This window comes from Undibacterium sp. Ji42W (assembly GCF_049340405.1).
In the GTDB taxonomy this organism is placed as follows: Bacteria; Pseudomonadota; Gammaproteobacteria; order Burkholderiales; family Burkholderiaceae_D; genus Undibacterium.
Genome location: NZ_JBMPOV010000001.1, coordinates 43,321 through 68,257, shown reverse-complemented (window position 1 = coordinate 68,257; position 24,937 = coordinate 43,321). Strand labels below are relative to the sequence as shown.

Here is a 24,937-nt window from a genome sequence, read left to right as displayed (position 1 = left end):
GTCGGGTGCCCAGGCTGCATGATAATGTCATGCAGCCTGGGCAAAATGAGTACCTCATCTCTTTTGTCCAGATAAAGCCATGCAATCAAAAATTCTTTCCCGCCGTGATCTCGAATTCATGCTTTATGAATGGCTGAACGTAGAATCATTGAATCAAAGGCCACGTTTCGCCGACCATAGTCGTGAAACTTTCAATGCTGCCCTTGATACCTGCGAACAAATAGCGACGGATCTGTTCGCTACCCACAATAAAAAAAATGACCAGCAGGAACCGCACTTCGATGGTGAAGAAGTGCACATGATTCCTGAGGTGCAAATAGCCCTGAAAGCATTTTGCGAAGCCGGCCTGATGGCGGCTGGGCAAGACTTTGATGTCGGCGGCATGCAATTGCCCTGCGTCGTTGAAAAGGCCGGTTTTGCCTATTTCAAAGGCGCTAATGTCGGTACGGCATCGTACCCCTTCCTGACCATAGGCAATGCCAATACCTTGCTCAAATGCGGTACGCCTGAGCAAATAGAAACCTTCGTCAAACCCATGCTGGAAGGCCGTTTCTTTGGCACGATGTGTTTGTCTGAGCCGCAAGCCGGCTCCAGCCTGTCTGATATTGTCACCAGGGCAGAGCCGCAAGAAGATGGCACTTACCGTTTGACTGGTAACAAGATGTGGATATCGGCAGGGGAGCATGAGCTGGCCGAGAATATCGTGCATCTGGTGCTCGCTAAAGTGCCGGATGAAAACGGTAAGCTGATACCTGGTGTCAAAGGCATTTCGCTTTTCATCGTACCCAAAAAACTGGTGAACGAAGACGGCAGTCTGGGTGAGCGTAATGACGTAGTGCTGGCTGGCCTGAATCACAAGATGGGTTATCGCGGCACCACTAATTGCATGCTCAATTTTGGTGAAGGTAAATTCAAACCTCAGGGCAAGGCTGGCGCGATAGGTTACCTCGTGGGCACCTTGCACCGTGGTATGGCAAACATGTTCCACATGATGAACGAGGCGCGTATAGGTGTAGGCCTGGGTGCTGTCATGCTGGGCTATACCGGCTATTTGCATGCGCTGGATTATGCCCGCAACCGTCCACAGGGCCGTGCACCACTGAATAAAGACCCGGCAGCACCGCAAATACCTATCATTGAACACACCGACGTCAAACGCATGTTGCTCGCTCAAAAAGCCTATGTCGAAGGTGGCCTCGCATTGAATTTATTCTGCGCCCGCCTGGTCGATGAAGAGCGTACAGCCCCATCGCCCGAAGCACGTACTCATGCTGCGCAGATGCTGGAGATATTGACACCGATTGCCAAATCCTGGCCTTCACAATGGTGTCTGGAAGCGAATAATCTGGCGATACAGGTGCATGGCGGCTATGGCTATACCCGTGAATACAATGTAGAACAGTTTTACCGCGATAACCGTCTCAACCCCATCCATGAAGGTACACATGGCATACAGGGTTTGGATTTATTGGGCCGTAAGGTGGTCATGCAAGACGGTGCCGCGTTGGAAGCTTTGGGCGAAATCATGCACAAGACGCTGGCGAGAGCTGCAGCACATCCCGAGTTATTGGCGTATACCAAATCACTGGCACGCGTATTGCAAAGACTGGCCAGCGTTACCCAGCAATTGCACGCCACTGGTGATACCAATAAAACCCTGGCGAATGCCTCTGCTTATCTGGAAGTATTTGGTCATGCCGTGATTGCCTGGATGTGGCTGGAACAAGCCAGCTTATGCCTGAACAAAGAAAATCACCATGATGCAGATTTCTATGCGGGCAAACTACAGGCTTGCAAATACTTCTTCCATTGGGAATTGCCGCGGGTTCATCCACAACTGGATTTGTTGTCGAATATCGATATGACGACTTCCGATATGCAGGATGCCTGGTTCTGAACCATAGCCTCGAAATAATCAAAAACACGTATAACAAACGATGCCCTTCCTGTCTGCGTGCAGACAGGCGGTGGCCGCACATACTGGAGACAAAAAATGAGCAAAGTAATTCGTACCGTACAACAATTATTTGACCTGCATGGCAAGACTGCTCTGATTACTGGCGGCTCGCGTGGACTGGGTTTGCAAATGGCAGAAGCGCTGGGTGAGCAGGGTTCCAAAGTGGTGCTGTCTTCACGCAAGCAATCTGACCTGGATGACGCCGTTGCCCACCTGAAAAGCCGTGGCATAGATGCCAGCGCGATTGCTGCTGATTTGTCGAAAGAAGCGGCAGTGCAACCACTGGTAGATGAGGCACTGGCCCGTCTGGGTCATATCGATATCCTCATCAATAATGCAGGTGCTACCTGGGGCGCACCAGCGGAAGATTATCCGGTTGATGCTTGGGACAAGGTCATGAACCTCAATATCCGCAGTATCTTTTTGATTTCACAGGCAGTCGGTAAACGTTCGATGATACCGCGCAAGTATGGCCGCATTATCAATATTGCTTCTATCGCTGGCCTGGCTGGCAATGCACCGGGCACCATGCAGACCATTGCCTATAACACCTCCAAGGCTGCTGTCATTAATTTCACACGCACCCTGGCTGGTGAATGGGGTGTGCATGGCATTACCGTGAATGCGATTGCACCAGGATTTTTCCCCTCCAAGATGACCAAAGGCATACTGGAAAACCTGGGCGAAGAAAAACTCGCCAAAGAAGCACCTTTGCAACGCATAGGTGATGATGAAGATTTGAAGGGCGTGGCCATGTTGTTTGCCAGCGATGCGGGCAAACATATCACTGGTCAGACCCTGGCAGTGGATGGTGGAGTTTCTGCTGTATGACAGAGGCGAAGTTTCCTGCGGTGCTTCCCATTGTGCAACCGACGCCGGTTTTGAATCCTTTTCTGCATGACCTTGGTGTTGAATTCCTGGAAATGGAAAATGGTCATGCGCGACTGGCGCTTGACTTGAGCAAACGCCACATGAATAGCTGGCAAATCGCCCATGGCGGCGTGATCATGACCATGCTGGATGTGGTCATGGCCATGGCGGGGCGCTCCATGAATAGTGACCTCAAGGGTGTAGTGACGGTAGAAATGAAGACTACCTTCCTGCAACCAGGCGGCGTGCCGGGTGGCCGCATGGAGGCGCGTGGCAAGGCATTCCATCAATCCACCACCATGTGCTTTTGTGAGGGCGAAGTCTGGAATGGCGACAAGCTCATTGCCAAGGCCATGGGAACATTCAAATATCTGCGACGCTTGAAATCTGGCGAAAATATGAAAAAGCTTTACGGTAGTGATTGATTAAAAATTTGACGTCGTTTCTGCAAGTCCTATAAAAAAATAAATGGAGACCAACATGCAGCAGACTCGCTTTGCAATTCTTTTCCTCGCTTTACTCGGTGGACCATTCATGAGCACGTCTTTGGCACAAACTGCCTTGCCTGATGCCGAGGCAAGTGACCCGCAAAAAATGGGTTGGATGCAGGGCTTCCCGCCTGCATCAGACAAAATCATCAAGTTTGCCAACGGTAGCAATTATCAGTTTCCGCGCACCCGCTGGTCGTTTTCGCATGGACGTGAACTTGGGCCTACCAGCAATGTCTGGCATGGTGCTGGCCCTGTTTCAGTTTTGCCCGTGGCTTTGCGTGATCTCGATAAATTGCGGTTTGCAGATGAAAAGGGCAGTGATATAAGCTGGGCCGATATGCAGGCCCGCACTTATACCGACAGCATACTGGTGCTGCACAAGGGCAAAATAATCTACGAGCGTTACCTTGGCATTACCAAAACCTATGTGCCGCATATCGCTATGTCGGTCACCAAGTCCTTTGTCGGTACGCTGGCAGCGAGTTTAGCTGCTGAAGGTAAACTTGATCCCAGTGCTGCGGTCACGCAGTACATTCCCGAACTTAAAGATACTGCCTACGGCGATGCCACTGTGCGCCAAGTCATGGATATGACCATAGGCGTGCAGTATTCTGAAAATTATGCAGACCCAAAAGCAGAAGTTTGGGATTACGCCAGGTCAGGCGGTTTGCTGCCAACAGCGCCAACTTATGAGGGGCCTAAAACCTTTTATGATTTCCTGGTGAAATTAAAAAAAGAAGGCAAGCATGATGAAACCTTTGCCTACAAGACCGTTAATGCAGAGGTGCTGGCCTGGATAGTCAAACGCGCTACCGGGCAAAATCTGTCTGATCTCTTGTCTGAACGTCTCTGGCAAAAACTGGGCACCGAGAATGATGCGTATTTTGCTGTGGACAGTGTAGGCACCGAGCAGGGTGGCGGTGGCTTGAATCTGACCTTGCGTGACATGGCACGCTTTGGCGAAATGATGCGCATGAATGGCAAGTTCAATGGCCAGCAAATCATTCCTGCCGCGGCAGTAGAGGACATACGCAGAGGGGCGGACCCTGCCAAGTTCGCTAAAGCAGGCTATGCGACTTTACCCGGTTACTCCTACCGAAATATGTGGTGGGTAGGGAACAACAGTCATCAGACATTTGAAGCCCGTGGTATACACGGACAACGTATTTATATAGACCCGCTGGCTGAAATGGTCATCGTTAAATTTTCCTCCCACCCCATTGCTGCCAATGGCGCGACTGACCCTGTCACTTACCGCGCCTTCCAGGCTGTGGCAAATCACTTGATGAAATGAGTAAATCATGACAACTGCTTCTCAACTTTCTTATCAACGTATCGTGCTGGCTTCCCGTCCTAAAGGCCAGGTTGTGCCAGAGAACTTCCGCCTTGAGTCCCTGCCTGTTCCAGAACTTAAGGATGGTGAGCTACTGGTGCGCAATCACTACATGTCACTGGACCCTTACATGCGTGGCCGCATGGAAGATGCCAAAAGCTATGCAGCCCCACAAGTGATAGACGAAACCATGATAGGCGGCACGGTAGGTGAAGTGGTCGCCAGCAAGAATGCCAAGTTCAATGTGGGTGACAAAGTCATTGGCATGCTGGGCTGGTCAGAAATGGGCGTGTCTGATGGCTTGCTGTTGCGTAAAGTCGATACCACGCATATTCCATTGTCAGCCTACCTGGGTGCAGTCGGCATGCCTGGGCTGACAGCCTGGTATGGCCTGACCCAGATCATGCAACCCAAGGCCGGTGAAACCATCGTGGTATCTGCAGCCAGCGGTGCAGTAGGCAGTGTAGTTGGTCAATTGGGCAAACAACTGGGCTGCCGCGTGGTTGGCATAGCCGGTGGTGCAGACAAATGCGCTTATGTTGTCAATGAACTGGGCTTTGACGCTTGCATCGATTACAAGGCAGGCAATCTGGAAGTTGATCTCGCAGCGGCAACACCAGATGGCATTGATGCCGTGTTTGAAAACGTCGGTGGCGAAATCTTTGATGCCAGCCTGGCACGCATGAATGCCTTTGGCCGTATCGCCCTGTGTGGTTTGATTGCCGGTTATAACGGCGAGCAATTAAGTATCAAGAACGCTCGCGTATTTTTGACCATGCGCCTGACAATGCGTGGTTTTATCGTCTCGGAACACATGGATTTGTGGCCGCAAGGTTTGAAAGAATTAGGTGGTCTGGTCGCGACTGGCAAGTTGAAATTCCGTGAATCTGTCGCTGAAGGGATTGCTGCCGCACCTGAGGCATTTATCGGCCTCCTGAAAGGCAAGAACTTCGGCAAGCAACTGGTGAAGCTGATTTGAGTTAATCGTATAAACCAAAAGAGTGCAGAGTAGCCATGTCCGATCTTATTTTCCATAATTTTGCAGCTTCTCCATTTTCAGAAAAAATTCGCCTGATTTTTGGCTTTAAGCAATTGAACTGGAAGTCGGTCACTGTACCCATTATCATGCCTAAACCAGATGTAACGGCATTGACGGGTGGTTATCGCCGTACGCCCATATTGCAAATTGGCGGGGATATTTATTGCGACACATCCCTGATTGCCGAGGTGCTGGATAAGCGCTTGCCTTCATCTTCGTTATATCCCGCTGCCATTAACGGTCTTGCACGCAACCTGGCGCAATGGGCGGATACTACGCTGTTCTGGACAGCAATCCCCTATGCATTTCAGCCAGCAGCCATCCCTTCCATATTTGGCAATATCAGCGCAGAAGAAATGCAGGCCTTCAGTGCAGACCGTGCCACCATGCGTGGCAATATGCCGCGGATCAGTATGGGCGAAGCCAAAGGCCAGCTTAGCGAATATTTAAGGCGTCTGGAAAACATGCTCAGTGGTGACGCTCCATTTCTATTGGGCGCGCAAGCCAGTATCGCTGATTTTTCTGTCTACCAGGCTTTATGGCTGATACGACTAGCTCCAGCAATCAATCCTATCTTCGATGCTTATCCAAAGCTGCTGGAGTGGATGGGCCGGGTCGCCGCTTTTGGCCATCATCAGTCTGAAGCTTTGAGTAGTGCAGAAGCACTGGATTTGGCTAGAAACGCACAAGGCTTTGATACGGCAGGACGCAATTTTGTTGACAGCCATGGTATAGCGCTGGGCGAGCCAGTTGCGATCATGCCGACTGATTATGCGCTGGATCCAGTCGTAGGGGAGCTGGTCATTGCCAGTGAAAACGAATTCGCTGTGCGCCGTGAAGACGAACGAGCTGGAACTGTGGTCGTGCATTTTCCACGCGTAGGCTTTCAGATGAAACGCGCAAAATAAATAAATTTAATAAATTATTACAGGAGACAACATGAAAGTATTCAAAGACAGAGTAGCCGTGATTACCGGTGGTGCCAGCGGTTTTGGTCGTGAATTTGCGATTATCGGCGCACGCCTTGGCATGAAGCTGGTGCTGGCTGATGTACAGCAAGATGCCCTGGACAAGACCAAAGCCGAGCTGGAAGCACAAGGAGCACAAGTGCTAGCCATGCGTTGTGATGTGCGCCATGCTGAAGAGGTTCAGGCTTTGGCTGATGCCACCATGGAAAAATTTGGTGCCGTGCACCTGGTATTCAATAATGCAGGCGTCGGCTCCGGCGGCCTGATCTGGGAAAATACCCAGGCTGACTGGGATTGGGTGATAGGCGTCAATCTCTGGGGTGTCATTCACGGCGTGCGCATCTTCACCAACCTGATGCTCGAATGCGCAAAGGACGATCCGCAATTTGAAGGGCACATCGTCAATACAGCATCCATGGCTGGCTTGCTCAATGCGCCGACCATGGGCGTCTATAACGTCTCCAAGCATGCGGTAGTATCTTTGTCAGAATCCCTGTACCAGGATTTGAAACTGATGGAAGCACCGATAGGTGCTTCTGTACTATGCCCTTATTTCGTACCTACTGGCATTTCACAATCGCATAGAAACCGCCCTGAAGATGTGCCAGGTTCTACACCAACTGCCAGCCAAAGAGCTGCACAGGCCATGTCAGACAAGGCTGTGAATTCTGGCAAAGTGACAGCCCAAGAAGTGGCTGAAAACACCTTCAAGGCAATTGCTGACGAACAGTTTTATATCTTCTCTCACCCCGGTGCCCTGGGTAATGTGCAAGAACGTATGGAAGATATCGTCCTGCAACGTAACCCTGGTGACCCTTACAAGGCAGCGCCGCATATCCGTGACATGCTCAGAGCCAAACTCAAGGCCTGATTACCACTTTCAAGCATCTGGGAGAAGCATAGATGACAGTAGAAATTCAAAGTAATCAGTTTGCCACACTGGACAATGGAACTCGCCTGCATTTCGCCAGTGCGGGTGAGCGCGGCAGGCCATTGATCTTGTTCGTGCATGGCTTTCCAGAATTCTGGTATGAATGGTCGGCACAACTGGCTGAGTTTGGACGGGATTATTTTGCCGTGGCACCGGATTTGCGGGGCTTCAATCTGTCAGACATGCCTGCAGATGTTGCTGCCTACAAGGCCAGGCATATCGTTGATGACCTGCGTTTGCTGATCGCCCATCTGGGCTATCAGCAAGCAACGGTCGTCGCTCATGACTGGGGCGGGGCAGTATGCTGGAATATGGCGATTGCCTTGCCAGCTTTGTTTGAGAAACTGATCATTATCAATTCTCCTCATCCTTACCTGTTCATGCAGGCATTGGCGACTGATCCTGCGCAAAAAACTTCCAGCGAATATATGAACTGGTTGCGCAATCCAGGCTCTGAAGAAGCACTTGCCAAAGATAACTTCGCGCTCATGGATGGCTTCTTCAATGGCATGGGGCAGGGTGAGGCAAACTGGTTTGATGCTGAAACTCAGGCGGCTTACCATGCTTGCTGGGCGCGGGGTTTGACAGGTGGTGTTAATTATTACCGAGCGTCACCATTACACCCGCCTACAGAGAAAAATCCAGGGCCTTTGCAATTGAATCTGAACCCTGCTGACTTCCAGGTGAAAGTGCCTACCCGTGTTATCTGGGGTGAAAACGATAAGGCCTTACCCAAGACGCTGCTGGATGGTATTGAGAATTTTGTCGATGATATTCAGATACAGCGCATTCCTGAAGGTTCACACTGGGTCATTCATGAGCAGCCAGAGCGTGTCAACCGTCTTATTCGTCAATTTTTGTAGAGTTAAGGATTATGGCAAAAGCAGATTTTGCTTTCTTTCACCGCCTGCGGGTGCGCTGGTCTGAGGTGGATATGCAAGCCATTGTCTTTAATGGTAACTACCTCAACTATTTTGATGTGGCTTTTACCGAATACTGGCGTGCTATAGGTTTGCCGAATGTGATTACCCAGGCAGCCGAGGGTAAAGAATTGTTTGCCCGCAAATCTACTATCGAATACATGGCGCCAGCCAGGTTTGATGATGAACTCGATATCGGTGTGCGTTGTGCCAGCATAGGCAGGTCTTCTCTGCAGTTCATCCTCGAAATCTATCTTGGTGAAAATCATTTGATATCCGGTGAGCTGGTGTATGTCTATGCCGATACAGAAAAACGCAAGGCAGTTGCCGTCACAGATGCATGGCGTGCGATAATTTCATCCTTTGAAACGCACCCGCCTGCTGATACCCGAACATGAATACAGAAAACCTCCGCCTGGTCATTGCAGACTGGGCCACGCTGCAAAAAGATGCGCAGGCAATACGCTATGAAGTCTTCGTCATCGAACAGAAAATTCCGGCTGAGCTGGAGTGGGACGCGGCTGATGCAGAATGTCTGCATGCGGTTGTTTATGATACGGATGGTAAGGCAGTGGGAACAGGTCGCCTGCTGCCAGACGCGCATATAGGCCGCATGGCTGTGTTGGCAGAAGCGCGGGGTCTGCGTGTCGGAGCAAAAATTTTGCGTGCCTTGATGAATAAGGCACAAGCAAGGGGAGAGCAGGCTGTGCGCTTGAATGCGCAGCAGTCAGCAGAGAACTTCTACCTTAAAGAAGGCTATACCCGCGATGGCGAGATTTTTGAGGAGGCTGGCATTCCCCATGTGAGCATGGTTTACCATTTTGTTTGATTGATTTTAAATATAGCCCAGCCAGTGATGACTGGGCTTTATCTTAATCTAGGCTTTACGCACCTCATCTTGCTGCGAAAAACTGATTTTGCCAGTCAGTAATTGCCAGTACATCACCCAATCCCCCATGAGCGAAAACAAAGGCTGTTTGAACGAGGCAGGGCGGTTCTTTTCAAAAACAAAATGACCTATCCAGGCAAAACCGTAACCGAAGATGGGCGCTGCGAGTAAAAATCCTGTATGGCCAGTAAGAATAAATGTGGCCAGACACAAGATAACCAGACTACTCCCAAGAAAGTGCAATTGTCTGCAGGTTTTATTGCTGTGTTCCGACAGATAAAAAGCATAAAAAGCCGAAAAATCAGTATATTTCGTTACCACTTTTGTCTCCCCCTGTTGCTTCCTTGTCTATTCGTGAAAGGATAGCTTCGCTACCGTTATATTAGGCTAAGTGTTGTCGATGGTGTCACTTAATTTCAAATTCCAAATGATTCATTAAATTCTAAGGCAAAGACCCGAGATTAGTGGCGAATTGCAATATTGACATTGTAAAAATATCTACTATTATTCAAGTTGATATCTATTTTAAAAATAACCATATACGATTTTTGCTACTAAGCCTGACTTGGTGATAGCGATGTTTAATGGCATAAGTGACTGATGTTAAAAGCTTTATTGTAAAGTCACAATTTTTAATAATTTCCTTGTGGCATTAAAATTCATGTGGCAATATGAGTTTGTCGATCAAGCTTATGCAAGTCCTAAACATCCAAACCAAGTCAAACAAAGTCAAATATCTATCGCTGACAACGTTTTTGGGGGAATCATGAATATCGAGAATTCGAAAGTCTCAACCCGTCTGATCACAGGTTTTGGCTTAGTTTTGGGCTTGCTACTCGTTGTCCTGATGCTAGGAACAACTTATATGGCGAAGATGCATCAGCGTCTGGAAGAAATCGCCAACGTCAATAATGTACAGTCCAAACTGGCATCCACCATGTATCTGACCGTGACCGAACGGGCGCTGGCTTTGCGCAATCTCATCCTCTTGTCAGATGAAGCAGAAATCCAGATCGAAGTAAAAAGGATTGCAGCGCAAACAAAAAAATACATTGAGGCCGAAGATAAACTGACACAGATGCTTAAAGATGATCCAAATGCTGCGCCAGAGCAAATTGCTTTGCTTGGCAGGATCAGGGATCAAGCCAGGCTCGCTGAACCATTCATTGCCAAGGGTGCTGATTTAGGTGTTCAAAAGAAAGGTGATGACGCTTACAAATTGCTACGATTCGAATTCCGCCCTGTACAAAAGAAATGGTGGGATATGCTCAATGAGTTTATCTCTGATGAAGATAAACAAAATGCAGAAGCAATCGTGCAGGCCGAGCAGGACTATAACAGCGCTAAAAAACTTATGTTTTCCTTTGGTGCTGCGGCCTTGCTTGTCGGCATGCTGGCAGCCTGGCTCATTGTCAGGGGACTGTTGAAACAATTGGGAGGCGAACCTCGCTACGCTGTACAAATTGCGGAAAGAATTGCCGCTGGTGATTTGTCTGTACCCATCAGGCTTGCAGATAAAGATACGCATAGTCTCATGCACGCCATGCATGAAATGCAAAAAGGCTTGGCAGACATTGTTGGCATGGTACGTTCTGGCACTGATACGATCGCTACTGCATCAAGGCAGATTGCCTCCGGCAATATGGACTTGTCTTCGCGCACTGAGGCACAGGCGGGTTCATTGGAAGAAACTGCTTCTTCCATGGAGGAGCTGACTTCTACCGTCAAACAAAACGCCGATAGCGCAAGGCAGGCCAATCTTCTTGCGCAATCTGCCTCGGACGTTGCAGTCAAAGGCGGCACGGTCGTATCTGAGGTTGTACATACCATGGGCTCGATCAATACTTCTTCCCGCAAGATTGTCGATATCATCGGTGTCATTGATGGCATTGCTTTCCAGACCAATATTCTCGCGCTTAATGCTGCTGTCGAGGCTGCCCGTGCCGGTGAGCAAGGACGTGGTTTTGCCGTGGTGGCGACTGAAGTCAGAAACCTGGCACAGCGCTCAGCCGAGGCGGCACGGGAAATCAAACATTTGATTGATGACTCGGTCACCAAAGTGGACATTGGTGCAAAACTGGTTGATCAGGCTGGTGTGACCATGGATGAAATAGTGGTCAGTATAAAACGTGTGACCGGTATCATGAGTGAGATCATGCTGGCCAGCCAGGAGCAAACGGCAGGTATAGAGCAGATCAATGAAGCTATCGTACAGATGGATGACGTCACCCAGCAAAATGCTGCTTTGGTGGAAGAGGCCGCCGCTGCCGCTACGGCATTGCAAAATCAGGCGGATGATTTGTCTGAGCTGGTCAGTACTTTCCAACTTACCGCAGAAAAAACTGTTCAACCAGCATGGAATGAACATGTCGTAGCAGATAAAAAAATAGTTCCCCTGATTAAAAAAGTTGCACCCCAAAATAAACATCCTGTTAAGCAAATCAAGCGTGTTGCTAATGCCAGTAGTAATCCTCAGCCAGGCAATGCAGATTGGGAAGAGTTTTAATGGGTTGATTACATTAATTGAATTGTTGTACGCCATCAGTAAAACCCAGAGCAATGCCAGGAGCAACTTATGCAAGCGAATACGAGCATATTGGAAGATAAGCCTCAAGTTGAACAGGCAACGGTCAGGGTAGAGCGCAGAACCCAATTTGGGCGCTTTGTGCAGAATCCACATGCCAATGGAGTGGATATCAAATGGCATTATGGCGTGGTGAATTCCAGTGCGCGTGAACGCTTGATGCGGCAAAGTCCAGCTACGCTGTGGCTGACTGGTTTGAGTGGTGCAGGCAAGTCTACGCTGGCTTATGCTCTGGAAAAGATATTGCTGGACCGTGGTCATTGTTGTTTTGTTGTTGATGGAGATAACTTGCGCCATCACCTCAACAGTGACCTGGGATTTTCTGCTGATGACAGGCGCGAAAATATACGCAGGGCAGCCGAGGTTGCCCATCTCATGAATGAAGCCGGTATTATTGCCATCACTGCTTTCATTTCGCCATTTCGCGATGACAGGGCAATGGCGAAAGACATTATCGGTGAAGAGCGATTTGTTGAGGTACATGTCAGCACACCGGGCGTGGTGTGCGAAAGACGCGACCCTAAAGGCCTGTATGCCAAAGCACGCAGGGGAGAAATTCCAGAATTTACTGGCGTCTCGGCTCCTTATGAAGCCCCAACAGACCCTGATCTGGAAATCAATTCTGAGCAACACACCATAGAAGAAGCAGCGGAGAAACTCTACCGGCACCTGATAGGATTATGCTATATCAAATAGCGGAAAAATCATGCCAGCAGAAATCAATCATTCAGCAAAATTTTATGATGTGTTCAATGGTGACGCAGATGGTATCTGTGCATTGCACCAGCTCAGGTTGGTACAGCACCGAAATGCTGAGCTGATTACAGGTGCCAAACGGGATATTGATTTGTTGAGCCGCTTTGAGTCTCAAACAGGTGATTGCCTGACCGTGCTCGATATTTCGCTGGACAGCAATATTGCCGCATTGCGCAAGCATCTTGCCGCCGGTGCAGAAATTACTTATTTCGATCATCACAATGCGGCACTGGCTTTTGAACATGAAAATCTGCATTTGCATTGCGACATGGCTGCTGACGTATGCAGCAGTATTTTGGTCAACCGTTATTTGCGTGGACAACATTGGCAATGGGCGGTGGTGGCGGCTTATGGCGATAACTTGCCAGTTGTTGCAACGGCGATGGCAAGCCAGGCTGGCCTGAAAGAACTGCAACGCAAACAGTTGCAAGAGCTTGGCACTTTACTCAATTACAACGCCTACGGCGAATCAGTAGATGATTTGCATTTTCACCCTGCGGCTTTGTATGAGGCTGTACATGAATATGCTGATCCTTTTGAATTTTTTAATAATGCCGGGCAATTTGATTTTTTATGTAGCGCCTACGCTAATGACATGGCGTTTATGCAAGGCCTGCGCGCTTATAGTCAAAGTGCATCAACGTCGGTTTACATCCTGCCACCCCAAGCCTGGGCCAGACGTGTCTCTGGCATTCTGGCAAATCAATTGACGCAAGATCAGCCTGGTAAATCCTTTGCAGTGCTGACTGCAAAACCAGATGCCAGTTATGTTGTCAGTGTGCGTTCAGGTAATGCTGAACGTTATCCAGCCAGTGAGTTTTGCGCTGTGTTTGCTACTGGCGGTGGGCGGCGCGGTGCAGGTGGCATCAACAATTTGCCAGAATCAGAAGTGGATAGTTTTGTACAAGCTTTTATAGCTTATTTCGAGAAAATGGAAAAACCGCAACTCAGTCTGCCATAGCCTGATTGAAAGCTAAAGTAGTTTTTCCAGATTTCTATTTTCCAGCATGGGGAGAACATCATGGCAGAATCAGATAGTGTGACCAGTGTACAAAAAGCGGCCGCTGCCAATAAGCGACCGACCCCTGTCCTGATGATACCCTTACGCCGCTGCGGTAGCCATGCCCTACGCCTGCGTTTAAATAACAGCAAGGAATTTTATTCGCCTTATCCCCTGCATATTGTAGACTTCATGCCCCTGGTGCCACGCTATGGTGACCTGAGTGATGATGAGTCTTATTTTCGGTTGGTTGTTGATGTCGTCGGCTTGCAAGCCGCCAGCATGGTCAAATGGAAAGACATGGTATTTGACCCTGTGGATGTGTTTGAATCCATCAAGAATGACCAGCGCAGCGTGCACAGGATATTGTGGGAGTTGTTGCTGCGCACGGGTGAGCATCATCATGCCAGCATCGTCATGGATAAGTCACTCGACAGTGTGCATTATGCAGAAGAGTTATTGCAACTGTTTCCGAATATGTTGTTCCTGAATGTGGTCAGGGACCCCCGGGCACAGGTCGCTTCGATGAACAAGGCCATCATCCACGATTATGATTCGACACTGAATGCGCTTGCATGGCTGGAAGCGCACCAGTTAACGCGCGATATTATCCAGCGTCATCCAGACAGAGTGCTGACCATACGTTATGAAGATTTTTTGAATAGCCAGGAAACTGTTCTGCGGGCGATTTGCGATTTCTTTGGCATACAGTTTTTGCCAGAGATGCTCGATGTTACTCATTCCAGCGAAGCGCAGCAGATATCACAGATGTCAGCATTGTGGGCCACCAACCGCTTCCCGCCTGTCATGGCCAACAAGGATAAATTCAAGCAGCAATTGAGCATGCAGGAAATTGAAGTCATAGAAAGCCTGACCAAAGAATTCATGCAATTGTATGGTTATGAAATGATGACGGATGCCAGCCTGGAATTGAGCCCGGAAGTGCTGGCTGCAGCGAAAGACAAGTCCAGCAAAGGCAGGGTAGAGGCCTGGGATAGCCTGAAGCATGACAATTACAAAGACTATGTCTTGCGCCGCTTCAGAGCAGATTACCTGGCAAGCCTGAATCAGCGCCTGCCTGCGCACGTATAAAGTAAAATTAAACCAGTGCGACCATGATGCCGGCACCTGTTACCAGCGTGCCGGCTATTCTTTCTGTAATCACTGCATACCTTTCCTGGGTTGCCCAGTGACTGGCTTTGCTGGCCAGCATTCCATATCCGAGCAGAATAAAAAATTCAGGAATGATGGAGCAAGCTGCCAGTATCAGCATCTGTATGCCCACCGGCTCCCTGGGGTCTATAAATTGCGGCAATATCGCTACAAACATCAACAGTGTTTTAGGGTTCATTAATTGCAGCGTCAGTGCGCTGCTGAATATCTTCCTGCCACTGAGCACTACTCCATCCAGTTTGGATATGGTCAGCGGTGATGGCTTGCCGAAGATGGCCGACAAACCAAGATAGACCAGGTAAGCTGCACCCAGATATTTGATCGCCATAAATACTTTAGGTGATGCCAGTATCAGCGAACCTATGCCTGTCGCCGAGACTGCAAAGTAAATAGCATTGCCCGTCAATATACCCAGCGTGACAAACAGGGATGTGCGCCATCCCCTTGCTATGCCATAGGCGACCACCATCATGACTGCGGGGCCGGGCGACAGCGACAAGGCAGCCTCTGTGGCGGTAAACAATGCCCAGCTTTCAAGATTCATTGCCATCGTTGCTTAGGCCTTCACAAAATCGTGAATAGCCGTCAGAACCTGATCAGCCTGTTCAGACATCAATGAATGGCCGCAATTGTCTATGATCTTTTGCTGGCTGTTTGCGATGGTTTTGCTCAAGGTCAGGCTGGCCTTGGCTGGCGTCATCATGTCTTTTTTGCCGAGTATGAACAGGCTGGGGCAAGTCACCGATTGCGCGGCAGCTTCGCCATTGGCATACGCATTGCAAGCAGCAAAGTCCGTATAAAAAACCTTGTCAGGATTGATAGCAGATATGCGCTGCATCAGGCGCTGGCTGACACCCATGACATAAAATCCCGGGCCTGGACAAGACGGTTTGTGTGCAATGGACGTGTGGGACCAGATATTCACCATATCAATAGCCGTTTGCTCTTCGTCGCGTGCGGCATTGAGCAGGGTATCGGATACTTTCATGGGGTAGGCCGTACCAACCATGATGAGTTTGCTGACGCGTGAGTTAGCTTTAAAGCAGCTCTCCAGTGCGATCAGGGAACCCATGCTATGCCCAATCAGCGTGGCTTGCGCTATACCCGCGATATCCAGTAAAGCAAGCAGCCAGCCGGCCATTTGTTCTACACTGGTCAGCGCCTGACCTTTGCTGCGGCCGTGGCCAGGCAAATCGACTGCCAATACATTAAAGCCGTGATGCGCCAGATAGCGGGTCTGCAAACCCCAGACTGAGTGATCGTTTTGTGCTCCATGGATGAACACCAGCGTGGGCAATGCTGGGTTGTAAGCTTTGCCACCGGTATAGCAATAGGCTGCATGCCCATAGACTTCAAATATCATCTCAGGCTCCTTTCTGTGCAGCTTTGAGGCCACGGGATAGGTCTTCAATCAGGTCTTCGACATTTTCCAGTCCTATCGACAGACGCATGGTTCCTTCGGTAATACCAGATGCCAGCAACTGCTCTGCCGGCACGCGGAAGTGCGTGGTTGATGCCGGATGGATAGCCAAGGACTTGGCATCGCCGACATTGGCTAGGTGAGAGAAGATATTCAGTGATTCAATAAAACGCTGCCCCGCGGCACGGTTGCCTTTGATATTGAATGAAAATACTGCACCGCAACCTTTGGGTAGCAAGGTCTTTGCCAGTTCATAGTCAGGGTGATTTTCCAGTTCAGGGTAATAGACTGAATCGACCGCCGGATGCGCCACCAGAAATTCGACTACTTTGCGGGTGTTTGCGACATGTCTGTCCATGCGCATGCCTAGGGTTTCTATGCCTTGCAAGATGGTAAAGGCATTGTGCGGGCTCATGCAGGCACCAAAGTCGCGCAAACCTTCTCGCCTGGCCCTGAGTGAAAATGCCGCGACTGTTGATTCTTCGCTAAACACCATCCCATGAAATCCATCATAAGGCTCACAAAGCTCAGCAAAGTGCCCGGTCTTTTCGTAGGCGGCCTGCCAGTCAAACGTGCCGCCATCGACCAGCAAACCGCCTATGGCAGTACCATGGCCGCACAGGAACTTGGTGGCTGAATGAAACACCAGGTCGGCACCATGACCAAACGGTTTCAGCAGATAGGGGGTGGTAAAGGTCGAGTCCAGCATCAGCGGCAAGTGATGTTCATGCGCAATTTCTGCAACTGCGGGAATATTCAACACGTCCAGTCCTGGGTTGCCCAGGGTTTCTGCAAACAGCACCTTGGTGTTCGGGCGTATGGCAGTACGCCAGCCATCCAGATCGCGTGGATCGACAAAAGTGGTTTCTATGCCAAAGCGCTTCATGGTGTAGGCCAGCAAGTTTTGCGAACCCCCATACAAGGCGCGGGATGCAACGACATGAGAGCCTGCTCCGGCTATGGTTGTCAGACCCAGATGCATGGCAGCTTGCCCGCTGGCAACGGCTATGCCTGCAACACCACCTTCAAGTGCAGCAATTCTTTCTTCCAGCACAGCATTGGTGGGATTGGAGATGCGTGAATAGACGTGACCTGCTCTTTCCATATTGAAGAGGGACGCTGCATGATCTGAATCCTTGAACACAAAAGAGGATGTCAGGTAAATGGGGGTGGCACGCGCGCCTGTGGCAGGGTCAGGCGCAGCCCCTGCATGCAGGGACAGGGTATCAAAGCCTTGGTATTTAGGGCCGCTCATCAGTGAGACTCTCCATATTGTGAGGCAGCAATGCTACCATCGCTCATGCCCAAGGTGCAAAAGGTGGGCCAAAACTTGGAGCAAAGCGCGTGAAATGATGAATAAAATATTTTACATGCTGGATTTTTTGCAAGGCTTGCGATACATTGCAATGAAGGCTCACAAAAATGTATAAGAGGAGGGACATCATGAAAGTTTCAGAGATACTTCAAGTGAAAGGTAACATCCTTTTCACGATCACACCTGATATCCCCATCACCGAAGCCGTTAGCGTCATGGAAGAGAAAGACATAGGTTCTCTGGTCGTGATGGAATACGGCGATCTGGTTGGCATACTGACTTTCCGTGAAGTCATACGTGCGATTCATAAAAACCAGGGCTCACTTGGGAATGGCACTGTGCGCAAGTATATGGATGACCACCCACTGACTGTGACACCAGAAACAGAAGTGAATGAAGTGCGCCGCATGATGCTGGAAAAGCATTCACGCTACCTGCCTGTCATGGATGCCAAAACTCTGCTAGGTGTTATTTCATTCTATGACGTAGCCCGAGCCGTGCTGGAAGCGCAAAGTTTTGAAAACAAGATGTTGAAAGCCTATATTCGTGACTGGCCCGTGGAAGAAAACGAGCAGTAATCACGAATGCTTGCGCATTGATCAATAAAGATCAAAGTGCAAAGATCAAGGTGTGTCGATATCTATTTCAGGATCGCGAATGAAACTTAGCATGAAACTTAGCAGCGGCGCAGCAAGTTCAGGTTTCTCTGGTCTACCTATACCTTGCACGAGAGTCATGCAACACGCGCCTGACCGCAGTGTTGCCAGGATGCTGCGCCTGGTCAGGGGCAGTGTTCCTGACTGTACAGCACGTCGCGCCAGCCTGCATGGCCGTGAGAACGCTGTCCCTAAAGTAGATATCAATATGCACTAAACCAATTGACGCCCGCAAGCTTGTATAGCGGGCGTTTTTTATTGTCTGTTTGGACGCTAGATAAGGAAAATAATATGCATATCGCCGTTGTTGGTGCCGGATTAGCAGGGTTGACAGTTGCGCGACAATTACAGACGCAAGGTCATCATGTCACTGTGTATGAAAAAAGCATGGGCGTCAGTGGTCGCATGAGTACCAGGCACACAGAGTTAGGCGGTTTTGATCATGGAGCGCAATATTTCACTGCCAGCTCGGACCGCTTTAAAAAAGAAATTGCAGACTGGAAAAAATTTGGCTGGGTCGTTCCCTGGACGGCCAAACTGGCGACGCTGGAAGCTGGTAGTAGCAAGCCAGCAGGGCGTAGTGGTACGCGTTATATCGCTGTACCTGGCATGAGTTCGCTGGGCAAGCAACTGGCGCATGGCCTGGACGTACGTACAGAGCAGCAGGTGAGTGCGCTGGAAGCGCATGGCAAGCAGTGGTTGCTGTCCATCCGTTCGGCAACGGTGCCGATTGCAGCAACTGCCGGGCCGTTTGATGCTGTGATACTGGCTATTCCCGCTGACCAGGCCGAACCCCTGTTGAGCGTGGTGCCAGCCTTGGCCAAACAGGCCAAGCAGGCTCATCTGGCACCATGCTGGACGCTGATGCTGGGCTTCCAGACCTCACTGGATTTGCCATATGACGGTGCCTGGATCAATAATTCCCGCCTTGGCTGGATAGCGCATGATGATGCCAAGCCCCTGCACAGAGCGGGCGAACGCTGGGTTTGTCACGCTACTCAGGCCTGGAGTATTGAACATCTGGAAGATGATGATGAGCGGGTCAAGGAAAAACTGACCAAGGCCTTTCATGAAGCGACTGGCTCATGGATACAGCCCATCCATGCTGTCGTACACCGCTGGCGCTATGCCGAGGCAGTAAAGCCAGTGGCTTCTGATTTCTTATGGAATGGCAAGCAGGGTATAGGCGTCTGCGGAGACTGGTTTGCTGCTGGTCTTGAAGGTACGGGCAAGGTGGAAAATGCCTTCCTCAGTGCGCTGGCACTGGCAAAGGCTATTCCTGACTGATTGTCGGCTTGTTGCTGTGCTTATTTGGGCTTATTTGAGTAACTTGGCAAGCCCGCGTGCGGGTTTGCCAGCATCATGCAGGGTCCAGCTCTTGCGTATGCCCCTAGGTACGTGCCAGAGTGCTTTCGTGCCTGCACGGAAGAGCACGGTATCACCAGGCTTGAGGGAAAACTTTTTCCCCTCATATTCAATATCTACGCCGCCTTCCAGCACATAGATACTTTCATCAAGCTGGTAATGCCATTCAAAAGTAGAGGGGCCATCGCACTCAAAAATGCCTGAACTGGTGTCGCCATCATGGGATTTGAAAAATTCAGCGGCACGGAAATTCGGCTTGCCTTCCTTGACCCAGGATGGATCAACCTCAAATGGTTTGACGGGCAAATTAACAGCCGTAGCGCTTGCCGGCTGTGCCTGCGTGACATAGGCGATAGCCTGATAGGAGGTAACCGCCATCAAGGTAAGCAAAACGGCAGCTACGCCTATCGTCAGTGATTTTTTCATGCTTTGTACTCTCCCATGTTGTAAGAGTAGCACCGAATTGCCATTCAGTATGAAAAACAAAGTTAAACTAGAACCTGTTTAACCTTTGTCATTTAGCCTGGCCTCAAATTATACATGAGCGCGTTCACCGGTCTGTAAGCGCCACAGGGCCGCATAACCGGCATCCAGTGCCAGCAATTCGTCATGGGTGCCACTTTCTATGATCTTGCCAGCCTCCAGCAAGTGTATGCAATCTGCCTGTCGCACCGTCGATAAGCGATGGGCGATGACAATGGTGGTACGGTTGCGGCTGACAACATCGAGGCTGCGCTGGATTGCTGCTTCAGTTTCATTATCGACAGCACTGGTGGCTTCATCCAGTATCAGTATAGGTGGGTTTTTCAAAATTGCCCTGGCCAATGCGAGACGCTGACGCTGGCCGCCAGAGAGTTTTTGTCCGCGCTCACCTATGCGTGTGGCAAAGCCCAGCGGTAATTTGGAGATGAACTCCATGGCTTCTGCTGCCTGTGCCGCATCCCTGATGGCGGCATCGCCCGCATCCTGCATGCCATAGGCAATATTGTCAGCTATCGTGCCATCGGTCAGGAAACTGTCTTGTGCAACATAGCCTATGCAACGGCGCAGGTCTTGCAGGTTGATCTCATTGATCTCTGTGCCATCGAGTGTAATTTTCCCGGCTTGTGCAGAGTAGAAACGCAAAAGTAGTTTCACCAGGGTCGATTTGCCTGAACCGGTCGAGCCGACAAAGGCGACTGTTTTGCCTGCTGGTATATGCAGGCTGATTTGCTGCAAAGTTTTCTGATCACCGTAGGCAAAATCCACCTGATCAAACTGCAGATCGCCCTTGATCTGTGAAGGTGCTACATGTTTGCCTTCATAGGGGATATTGATTTTGGTATCCAGCAAGCCCATGGCGCGGTCTATGGCTGACATCGAGCGCTGGTACATATCTGCAACTTCAGCCAGCCCTGTCATGGGCCACAGCAAGCGTTGCGTCAGATATACCAGTACTGAATATGCGCCAACTGCCAGGTCACCCTGCAAGGTCAGCCATCCACCGTATACCAGAGTGGCGGTAAAGCCCGCCAGAATCGCCATGCGTATGACAGGTGTGATAGCGGCGCTGATAGCAATTGCATTGCTGTTGGCTTCGCGATAAGTGTTGCTGGCTTCGGCTATATGATTCTTTTCAAAAGTCTCGGTCGCAAAAGCTTTGATGGTGGCCAGACCCAGCAAATTATTGTTCAGTCGAGCGCTGACGTCTCCAGCAGCTTCGCGCACCTCAGAATAGCGCGGTGCCAGGCGTTTTTGAAACCAGAATGCGCCTATCAATATTAACGGAACGGGCAACAAGGAGATAACAGCGAGAGACGGTTGTAATGTGAAAAACACCGCGCTGACCATGATGGAAGAACAGATAACCTGGATGATCTGGTTAGCACCGCCATTGAGGAAACGTTCCATCTGATTGATATCTTCATTCAAGATGGACATCAGGTTGCCGGTGCGCTGGTTTTCAAAATAAGCCATCTCCAGTTTTTGGACGTGGTCGTAAGTATCAAGACGTAGATCATGCTGCAGATTTTGCGCCAGCTTGCGCCACTTGATTGACAACAGATATTCAAACCAGGATTCACCACCCCAGATCAGCGCGTTTACTGCGCCAAGGAACATCAGTTGATGCCAGGTGTCAGTAACGCCAAAGCCGCCAAGTACCCGCTTTGCCAAAAAACTTTTATCGCCATTGATGACAATGTCCACTGCGACGCCAATCAAAACCTCCGGCAAGACATCAAAGAATTTATTCAATATCGAATAGATAGTTGCCAGGCGAAGATCAGTTTTATAGGTCTTGGCATAATTCAGGAGTTTTTTAAGCGGGTGGACTGGTGGCATGGCAGGATTTACTTGATGACAGAAAACAAAAGGGACTGCAAATTCTACAGTCCCTTCCTTATTTATGCTTGACTATGTCAATTATTAATCTTCCCGGCGCAGATGCGGGAACAAAATCACGTCACGGATGTTAGGTGAATCAGTAATCAACATCATTAAACGGTCTATACCTATACCGCAACCGCCAGTTGGTGGCAGGCCATATTCCAGGGCGCGGATATAATCAGCATCATAGTACATGGCCTCTTCATCGCCAGCATCTTTTGCTGCAACCTGTGCCTGGAAACGTGCTGCCTGGTCTTCTGCATCATTCAATTCCGAGAAGCCATTGGCTATTTCACGGCCTGTCATGAATAGCTCAAAGCGTTCGGTAATGCCTGCGACTGTATCGGACGCGCGTGCCAGCGGTGAGACTTCAACCGGGTAATCGATGATATAGGTCGGGTCCCATAACTGCGCTTCTGCGGTTTCTTCAAACAGGGCCAGTTGCAATGCGCCCAAGCCAGCTGTAGCAAAAGGTTTGACACCAAATTTGCGCAATTCTGTCTTGATGAATTCAGCATCATGCAATTGCTCGTCGGTGTAACCTGGCGCATATTTATTGATGGCACCGACAATGGTCAGGCGCTGGAAAGGCTTGCTTAAATCCAGTTCACGGCCCTGATAGGTCAGCACGGCGGTGCCATGCGCATCTTCAGCCGCTTTGCGGATGACTTGTTCAGTAAAATCCATGAGCCATTTGTAATCGACATAGGCAGCATAGAATTCCATCATCGTGAATTCTGGATTATGGCGTGGTGATACCCCTTCATTGCGGAAGTTGCGGTTGACTTCAAACACGCGGTCAAAACCACCGACGACCAGACGTTTCAAATACAGCTCAGGCGCGATACGCAAATACATTTGCATGTCCAGCGCATTGTGGTGAGTGATGAAAGGCTTGGCTGCAGCGCCGCCAGGTATCACATGCAACATCGGCGTTTCCACTTCCATGAAATCATTGCTGTTCATGAATGTGCGGATAGAGTTCATGGCTGCGGTACGCGCCTTGAAAGTGCGGCGCGTGTCTTCGCTCATGATGAGGTCGACATAACGCTGGCGGTATTTGGTTTCCTGATTGGCCAGACCATGGAATTTGTCAGGCAATGGGCGCAAGGATTTGGTCAGCATGCGTAAGGTCGTGACCTTGACTGTCAATTCGTCCGTTTTTGTTTTGAAAAGGACGCCTTCTATACCCAGGATATCGCCCAGGTCATAGTGACGGAAGGCTTCCATTTCGGCTTCGCCAGTTTTGTCCGTGGTGACATACAACTGTATGCGGCCATCAGCCTTGATGCCAGAGGCATCTTGCAAGGTCGCGAAGGCTGCTTTTTTGCCGGCTTCACGTTTCAACATCATACGGCCAGCGACACTGACTTCAACATTCAGTGCTTCCAGTTCTTCGCGGCTCATTGCGCCATATTTCTCTGCCAGTTCCGCTGCTTTGTGTTGTGGGCGGAAATCATTGGGAAACGCTACGCCTTTGGAGCGGATAGCATCGAGTTTGGCGCGACGTTCGGCGATGATGGAATTTTCATCAACAGGCAATTCACCTGCTGTCGTGTTATTGATATCGGACATAATTTTCCCTAAGGGAGGGCAGGCATCTGGCCTGCGGGTTTTGATTCTTTAAGGCTGCGCAGGCGGTCGCCTGCGCACTGTACAAAATTAATTACACGCCTTGCTTTAAGGATGCCGCGATGAATTCATCCAGGTCACCATCCAGAATTGCCTTGGTGTTGCCTGATTCAAAATTCGTGCGTAAATCCTTAATGCGGGATTGATCCAGTACATAAGAGCGAATCTGGTGACCCCAACCGACGTCGGTCTTGGAATCTTCCAGGTTTTGCTTTTCACTCATGCGCTTGCGCAGCTCAAGCTCAAACAATTTAGCCTTCAACATTTCCCATGCTTCAGCACGATTCCTGTGCTGGCTGCGGTCATTCTGACATTGCACGACAATGCCGGAAGGACCATGGGTCAAACGGACAGCGGAATCGGTTTTATTAATATGCTGACCACCAGCACCGGAGGCGCGGTAAGTATCGGTACGCACATCTGCCGGATTGATGTCGATTTCAAACGAGTCATCCACTTCAGGATAAACAAACAGGCTGGAGAAGGATGTGTGGCGGCCATTGTTGGAGTCAAATGGTGACTTGCGCACCAGGCGGTGTACGCCGGTTTCTGTACGCAAGTAGCCGTAGGCATATTCGCCTTCGACTTTCAAGGTGGCAGTCTTGATACCAGCGATGTCGCCGTCAGATTGTTCCATGATTTCAACCTTGAAACCCTTGCGCTCGCAATAACGCAAATATTGACGCAACAGCATTGATGCCCAATCCTGTGCTTCGGTACCACCAGCACCAGCCTGAATATCGATAAAGCAGTTGTTTGGGTCCATGGGGTTGTTGAACATGCGGCGGAATTCCATGCCTTCAACCAGCTCACGCAGGCTCTGGGCATCCACTTCTATCGCTTCCAGGGTATCGTCGTCATTTTCTTCGCGCGCCATGGCGAACAGGTCGTTCGCATCGCGCAGGCCGCTATCCGCTTTGACAAGCGTATTGACGACGTTTTCCAGGGATTTTTTTTCTTTGCCTAATTCTTGCGCGCGCTTGGGGTCATTCCAGACGGCAGGGTCTTCGAGTTCGGCGTTGACTTGTTCCAGTTTCTCTGACTTGATATCGAAGTCAAAGATACCTCCGAAGTTCGGCTTCGCGAACTGTCAGGTCGGCGAGCAGGGCGGACAGGCTATTGAGGCGTTCAGCTTCCATGATAGGTATACTTTTCTAATGCAATCAAACCTTGTATTATACCTTGCTGCAGGGCGCTTGATGTAAATTGCTCACTTGGGTATGCTTAAACGATAGTAAACCCCGGTAGATTTGCCAGGGTTTATTGATCAC

The 24,937-nt window shown here is 49.9% G+C and carries 25 protein-coding genes; 17 read left to right on the top strand and 8 right to left on the bottom strand.

The window, feature by feature from the left end; all coding sequences use genetic code 11:
• The first annotated feature begins 79 nt into the window (after positions 1–79).
• The 10 genes from ACO0LG_RS00310 to ACO0LG_RS00265 all read left to right on the top strand — a co-directional run bounded on the left by ACO0LG_RS00310 (position 80) and on the right by ACO0LG_RS00265 (position 9,338).
• Complete coding sequence (locus tag ACO0LG_RS00310; RefSeq protein WP_423022216.1) at positions 80–1,897, top strand: acyl-CoA dehydrogenase; 1,818 nt, start codon at positions 80–82, stop codon at positions 1,895–1,897.
• 108 nt (positions 1,898–2,005) lie between these two features.
• Entirely contained in the window at positions 2,006–2,788 is a 783-nt protein-coding gene (locus tag ACO0LG_RS00305; RefSeq protein ID WP_423023256.1) for an SDR family oxidoreductase, read from the top strand.
• The gene (locus ACO0LG_RS00300) at positions 2,785–3,252 is read left to right on the top strand and encodes a PaaI family thioesterase (RefSeq protein ID WP_423022214.1); all 468 of its coding nucleotides are present in this window, start codon (positions 2,785–2,787) and stop codon (positions 3,250–3,252) included. The genes ACO0LG_RS00305 and ACO0LG_RS00300 overlap by 4 nt, the downstream gene beginning before the upstream one ends.
• A 109-nt stretch (positions 3,253–3,361) precedes the next feature.
• Positions 3,362–4,612 carry a serine hydrolase domain-containing protein gene (locus ACO0LG_RS00295; protein ID WP_423023254.1) on the top strand — a complete coding sequence of 417 codons (1,251 nt, stop codon included), beginning with the start codon at positions 3,362–3,364 and terminating at the stop codon, positions 4,610–4,612.
• A gap of 7 nt (positions 4,613–4,619) precedes the next feature.
• Positions 4,620–5,630, top strand: a complete 1,011-nt coding sequence (locus ACO0LG_RS00290; protein WP_423022212.1) for an NADP-dependent oxidoreductase — start codon at positions 4,620–4,622, stop codon at positions 5,628–5,630.
• A 35-nt stretch (positions 5,631–5,665) separates the two neighbouring features.
• Complete coding sequence (locus tag ACO0LG_RS00285) at positions 5,666–6,598, top strand: glutathione S-transferase family protein (protein ID WP_423022210.1); 933 nt, start codon at positions 5,666–5,668, stop codon at positions 6,596–6,598.
• 31 nt (positions 6,599–6,629) lie between these two features.
• Complete coding sequence (locus ACO0LG_RS00280; protein ID WP_423022208.1) at positions 6,630–7,529, top strand: SDR family oxidoreductase; 900 nt, start codon at positions 6,630–6,632, stop codon at positions 7,527–7,529.
• Positions 7,530–7,561: 32 nt separating this feature from the next.
• Entirely contained in the window at positions 7,562–8,452 is an 891-nt protein-coding gene (locus tag ACO0LG_RS00275) for an alpha/beta fold hydrolase (protein ID WP_423022206.1), read from the top strand.
• A gap of 11 nt (positions 8,453–8,463) precedes the next feature.
• Positions 8,464–8,907: an acyl-CoA thioesterase gene (locus tag ACO0LG_RS00270; RefSeq protein WP_423022204.1), complete on the top strand. Its 444-nt coding sequence runs from the start codon at positions 8,464–8,466 to the stop codon at positions 8,905–8,907.
• On the top strand, positions 8,904–9,338 hold the full coding sequence (locus ACO0LG_RS00265; RefSeq protein ID WP_423022202.1) for a GNAT family N-acetyltransferase: 435 nt from the start codon (positions 8,904–8,906) through the stop codon (positions 9,336–9,338). Before ACO0LG_RS00270 ends, ACO0LG_RS00265 begins: the two co-directional genes overlap by 4 nt.
• A gap of 48 nt (positions 9,339–9,386) precedes the next feature.
• On the opposite strand, the gene ACO0LG_RS00260 is transcribed toward ACO0LG_RS00265, so the two are convergent.
• Positions 9,387–9,719, bottom strand: coding sequence for an Mpo1-like protein (locus ACO0LG_RS00260; RefSeq protein WP_423022200.1), 333 nt, complete (start codon positions 9,717–9,719; stop codon positions 9,387–9,389).
• A gap of 445 nt (positions 9,720–10,164) precedes the next feature.
• On the opposite strand from ACO0LG_RS00260, the gene ACO0LG_RS00255 reads away from it, so the two are divergent.
• The 4 genes from ACO0LG_RS00255 (at position 10,165) to ACO0LG_RS00240 (ending at position 14,830) form a co-directional block, all read left to right on the top strand.
• Complete coding sequence (locus ACO0LG_RS00255) at positions 10,165–11,904, top strand: methyl-accepting chemotaxis protein (RefSeq protein ID WP_423022198.1); 1,740 nt, start codon at positions 10,165–10,167, stop codon at positions 11,902–11,904.
• 69 nt (positions 11,905–11,973) lie between these two features.
• Entirely contained in the window at positions 11,974–12,678 is a 705-nt protein-coding gene (gene cysC, locus ACO0LG_RS00250; RefSeq protein WP_423022196.1) for an adenylyl-sulfate kinase, read from the top strand.
• Positions 12,679–12,688: 10 nt separating this feature from the next.
• Complete coding sequence (locus ACO0LG_RS00245; protein WP_423022194.1) at positions 12,689–13,699, top strand: hypothetical protein; 1,011 nt, start codon at positions 12,689–12,691, stop codon at positions 13,697–13,699.
• A 60-nt stretch (positions 13,700–13,759) separates the two neighbouring features.
• Entirely contained in the window at positions 13,760–14,830 is a 1,071-nt protein-coding gene (locus ACO0LG_RS00240) for a sulfotransferase family protein (RefSeq protein WP_423022192.1), read from the top strand.
• 7 nt (positions 14,831–14,837) lie between these two features.
• Here the strand turns inward: ACO0LG_RS00240 and ACO0LG_RS00235 are convergent, their stop codons facing one another.
• From ACO0LG_RS00235 to ACO0LG_RS00225, 3 genes are read right to left on the bottom strand one after another with little or no spacing between them, the layout of a single operon-like run.
• Positions 14,838–15,461 carry a LysE family translocator gene (locus tag ACO0LG_RS00235; RefSeq protein WP_423022190.1) on the bottom strand — a complete coding sequence of 208 codons (624 nt, stop codon included), beginning with the start codon at positions 15,459–15,461 and terminating at the stop codon, positions 14,838–14,840.
• 6 nt (positions 15,462–15,467) lie between these two features.
• Positions 15,468–16,274 carry an alpha/beta fold hydrolase gene (locus tag ACO0LG_RS00230; RefSeq protein WP_423022188.1) on the bottom strand — a complete coding sequence of 269 codons (807 nt, stop codon included), beginning with the start codon at positions 16,272–16,274 and terminating at the stop codon, positions 15,468–15,470.
• 1 nt (position 16,275) lies between these two features.
• Entirely contained in the window at positions 16,276–17,586 is a 1,311-nt protein-coding gene (locus tag ACO0LG_RS00225) for an O-acetylhomoserine aminocarboxypropyltransferase (RefSeq protein WP_423022186.1), read from the bottom strand.
• A gap of 188 nt (positions 17,587–17,774) precedes the next feature.
• On the opposite strand from ACO0LG_RS00225, the gene ACO0LG_RS00220 reads away from it, so the two are divergent.
• The 3 genes from ACO0LG_RS00220 to ACO0LG_RS00210 all read left to right on the top strand — a co-directional run bounded on the left by ACO0LG_RS00220 (position 17,775) and on the right by ACO0LG_RS00210 (position 19,589).
• On the top strand, positions 17,775–18,224 hold the full coding sequence (locus ACO0LG_RS00220; protein WP_162041529.1) for a CBS domain-containing protein: 450 nt from the start codon (positions 17,775–17,777) through the stop codon (positions 18,222–18,224).
• Between the two features lie 91 nt (positions 18,225–18,315).
• Complete coding sequence (locus ACO0LG_RS00215; protein WP_423022184.1) at positions 18,316–18,519, top strand: hypothetical protein; 204 nt, start codon at positions 18,316–18,318, stop codon at positions 18,517–18,519.
• A gap of 74 nt (positions 18,520–18,593) precedes the next feature.
• Positions 18,594–19,589, top strand: a complete 996-nt coding sequence (locus ACO0LG_RS00210) for an NAD(P)/FAD-dependent oxidoreductase (protein ID WP_423022182.1) — start codon at positions 18,594–18,596, stop codon at positions 19,587–19,589.
• A 30-nt stretch (positions 19,590–19,619) separates the two neighbouring features.
• Here ACO0LG_RS00210 and ACO0LG_RS00205 read toward each other — a convergent pair whose 3' ends face one another.
• The 4 genes from ACO0LG_RS00205 to prfB all read right to left on the bottom strand — a co-directional run bounded on the left by ACO0LG_RS00205 (position 19,620) and on the right by prfB (position 24,805).
• Positions 19,620–20,093 (bottom strand): cupin domain-containing protein, encoded by a 474-nt coding sequence (locus tag ACO0LG_RS00205; RefSeq protein ID WP_423022180.1) that lies wholly within the window; start codon positions 20,091–20,093, stop codon positions 19,620–19,622.
• Between the two features lie 108 nt (positions 20,094–20,201).
• Positions 20,202–21,989, bottom strand: coding sequence for an ABC transporter ATP-binding protein (locus ACO0LG_RS00200; RefSeq protein WP_423022178.1), 1,788 nt, complete (start codon positions 21,987–21,989; stop codon positions 20,202–20,204).
• An 84-nt stretch (positions 21,990–22,073) separates the two neighbouring features.
• Positions 22,074–23,609 carry a lysine--tRNA ligase gene (gene lysS, locus ACO0LG_RS00195; RefSeq protein ID WP_423022176.1) on the bottom strand — a complete coding sequence of 512 codons (1,536 nt, stop codon included), beginning with the start codon at positions 23,607–23,609 and terminating at the stop codon, positions 22,074–22,076.
• Between the two features lie 91 nt (positions 23,610–23,700).
• Positions 23,701–24,805 (bottom strand): peptide chain release factor 2 gene (gene prfB, locus ACO0LG_RS00190; protein ID WP_422970728.1). Its coding sequence is split into 2 segments (ribosomal slippage): positions 23,701–24,723 and positions 24,725–24,805, totalling 1,104 coding nucleotides; the frame shifts between segments, so codons are not numbered across the junction.
• Between the last annotated feature and the right edge of the window lie 132 nt (positions 24,806–24,937).

Coding starts and splice junctions, on each gene's coding strand:
- ACO0LG_RS00265 (WP_423022202.1), top strand. CDS start 8,904: ATGAATACAGAAAACCTCCGCCTGGTCATTGCAGACTGGGCCACGCTG.
- ACO0LG_RS00300 (WP_423022214.1), top strand. CDS start 2,785: ATGACAGAGGCGAAGTTTCCTGCGGTGCTTCCCATTGTGCAACCGACG.
- ACO0LG_RS00295 (WP_423023254.1), top strand. CDS start 3,362: ATGAGCACGTCTTTGGCACAAACTGCCTTGCCTGATGCCGAGGCAAGT.
- ACO0LG_RS00310 (WP_423022216.1), top strand. CDS start 80: ATGCAATCAAAAATTCTTTCCCGCCGTGATCTCGAATTCATGCTTTAT.
- ACO0LG_RS00230 (WP_423022188.1), bottom strand. CDS start 16,274: ATGATATTTGAAGTCTATGGGCATGCAGCCTATTGCTATACCGGTGGC.
- ACO0LG_RS00285 (WP_423022210.1), top strand. CDS start 5,666: ATGTCCGATCTTATTTTCCATAATTTTGCAGCTTCTCCATTTTCAGAA.
- cysC (WP_423022196.1), top strand. CDS start 11,974: ATGCAAGCGAATACGAGCATATTGGAAGATAAGCCTCAAGTTGAACAG.
- lysS (WP_423022176.1), bottom strand. CDS start 23,609: ATGTCCGATATCAATAACACGACAGCAGGTGAATTGCCTGTTGATGAA.
- ACO0LG_RS00205 (WP_423022180.1), bottom strand. CDS start 20,093: ATGAAAAAATCACTGACGATAGGCGTAGCTGCCGTTTTGCTTACCTTG.
- ACO0LG_RS00210 (WP_423022182.1), top strand. CDS start 18,594: ATGCATATCGCCGTTGTTGGTGCCGGATTAGCAGGGTTGACAGTTGCG.
- ACO0LG_RS00225 (WP_423022186.1), bottom strand. CDS start 17,586: ATGAGCGGCCCTAAATACCAAGGCTTTGATACCCTGTCCCTGCATGCA.
- ACO0LG_RS00200 (WP_423022178.1), bottom strand. CDS start 21,989: ATGCCACCAGTCCACCCGCTTAAAAAACTCCTGAATTATGCCAAGACC.
- ACO0LG_RS00270 (WP_423022204.1), top strand. CDS start 8,464: ATGGCAAAAGCAGATTTTGCTTTCTTTCACCGCCTGCGGGTGCGCTGG.
- ACO0LG_RS00220 (WP_162041529.1), top strand. CDS start 17,775: ATGAAAGTTTCAGAGATACTTCAAGTGAAAGGTAACATCCTTTTCACG.
- ACO0LG_RS00235 (WP_423022190.1), bottom strand. CDS start 15,461: ATGGCAATGAATCTTGAAAGCTGGGCATTGTTTACCGCCACAGAGGCT.
- ACO0LG_RS00275 (WP_423022206.1), top strand. CDS start 7,562: ATGACAGTAGAAATTCAAAGTAATCAGTTTGCCACACTGGACAATGGA.
- ACO0LG_RS00245 (WP_423022194.1), top strand. CDS start 12,689: ATGCCAGCAGAAATCAATCATTCAGCAAAATTTTATGATGTGTTCAAT.
- ACO0LG_RS00215 (WP_423022184.1), top strand. CDS start 18,316: ATGAAACTTAGCAGCGGCGCAGCAAGTTCAGGTTTCTCTGGTCTACCT.
- ACO0LG_RS00280 (WP_423022208.1), top strand. CDS start 6,630: ATGAAAGTATTCAAAGACAGAGTAGCCGTGATTACCGGTGGTGCCAGC.
- ACO0LG_RS00240 (WP_423022192.1), top strand. CDS start 13,760: ATGGCAGAATCAGATAGTGTGACCAGTGTACAAAAAGCGGCCGCTGCC.
- ACO0LG_RS00290 (WP_423022212.1), top strand. CDS start 4,620: ATGACAACTGCTTCTCAACTTTCTTATCAACGTATCGTGCTGGCTTCC.
- ACO0LG_RS00255 (WP_423022198.1), top strand. CDS start 10,165: ATGAATATCGAGAATTCGAAAGTCTCAACCCGTCTGATCACAGGTTTT.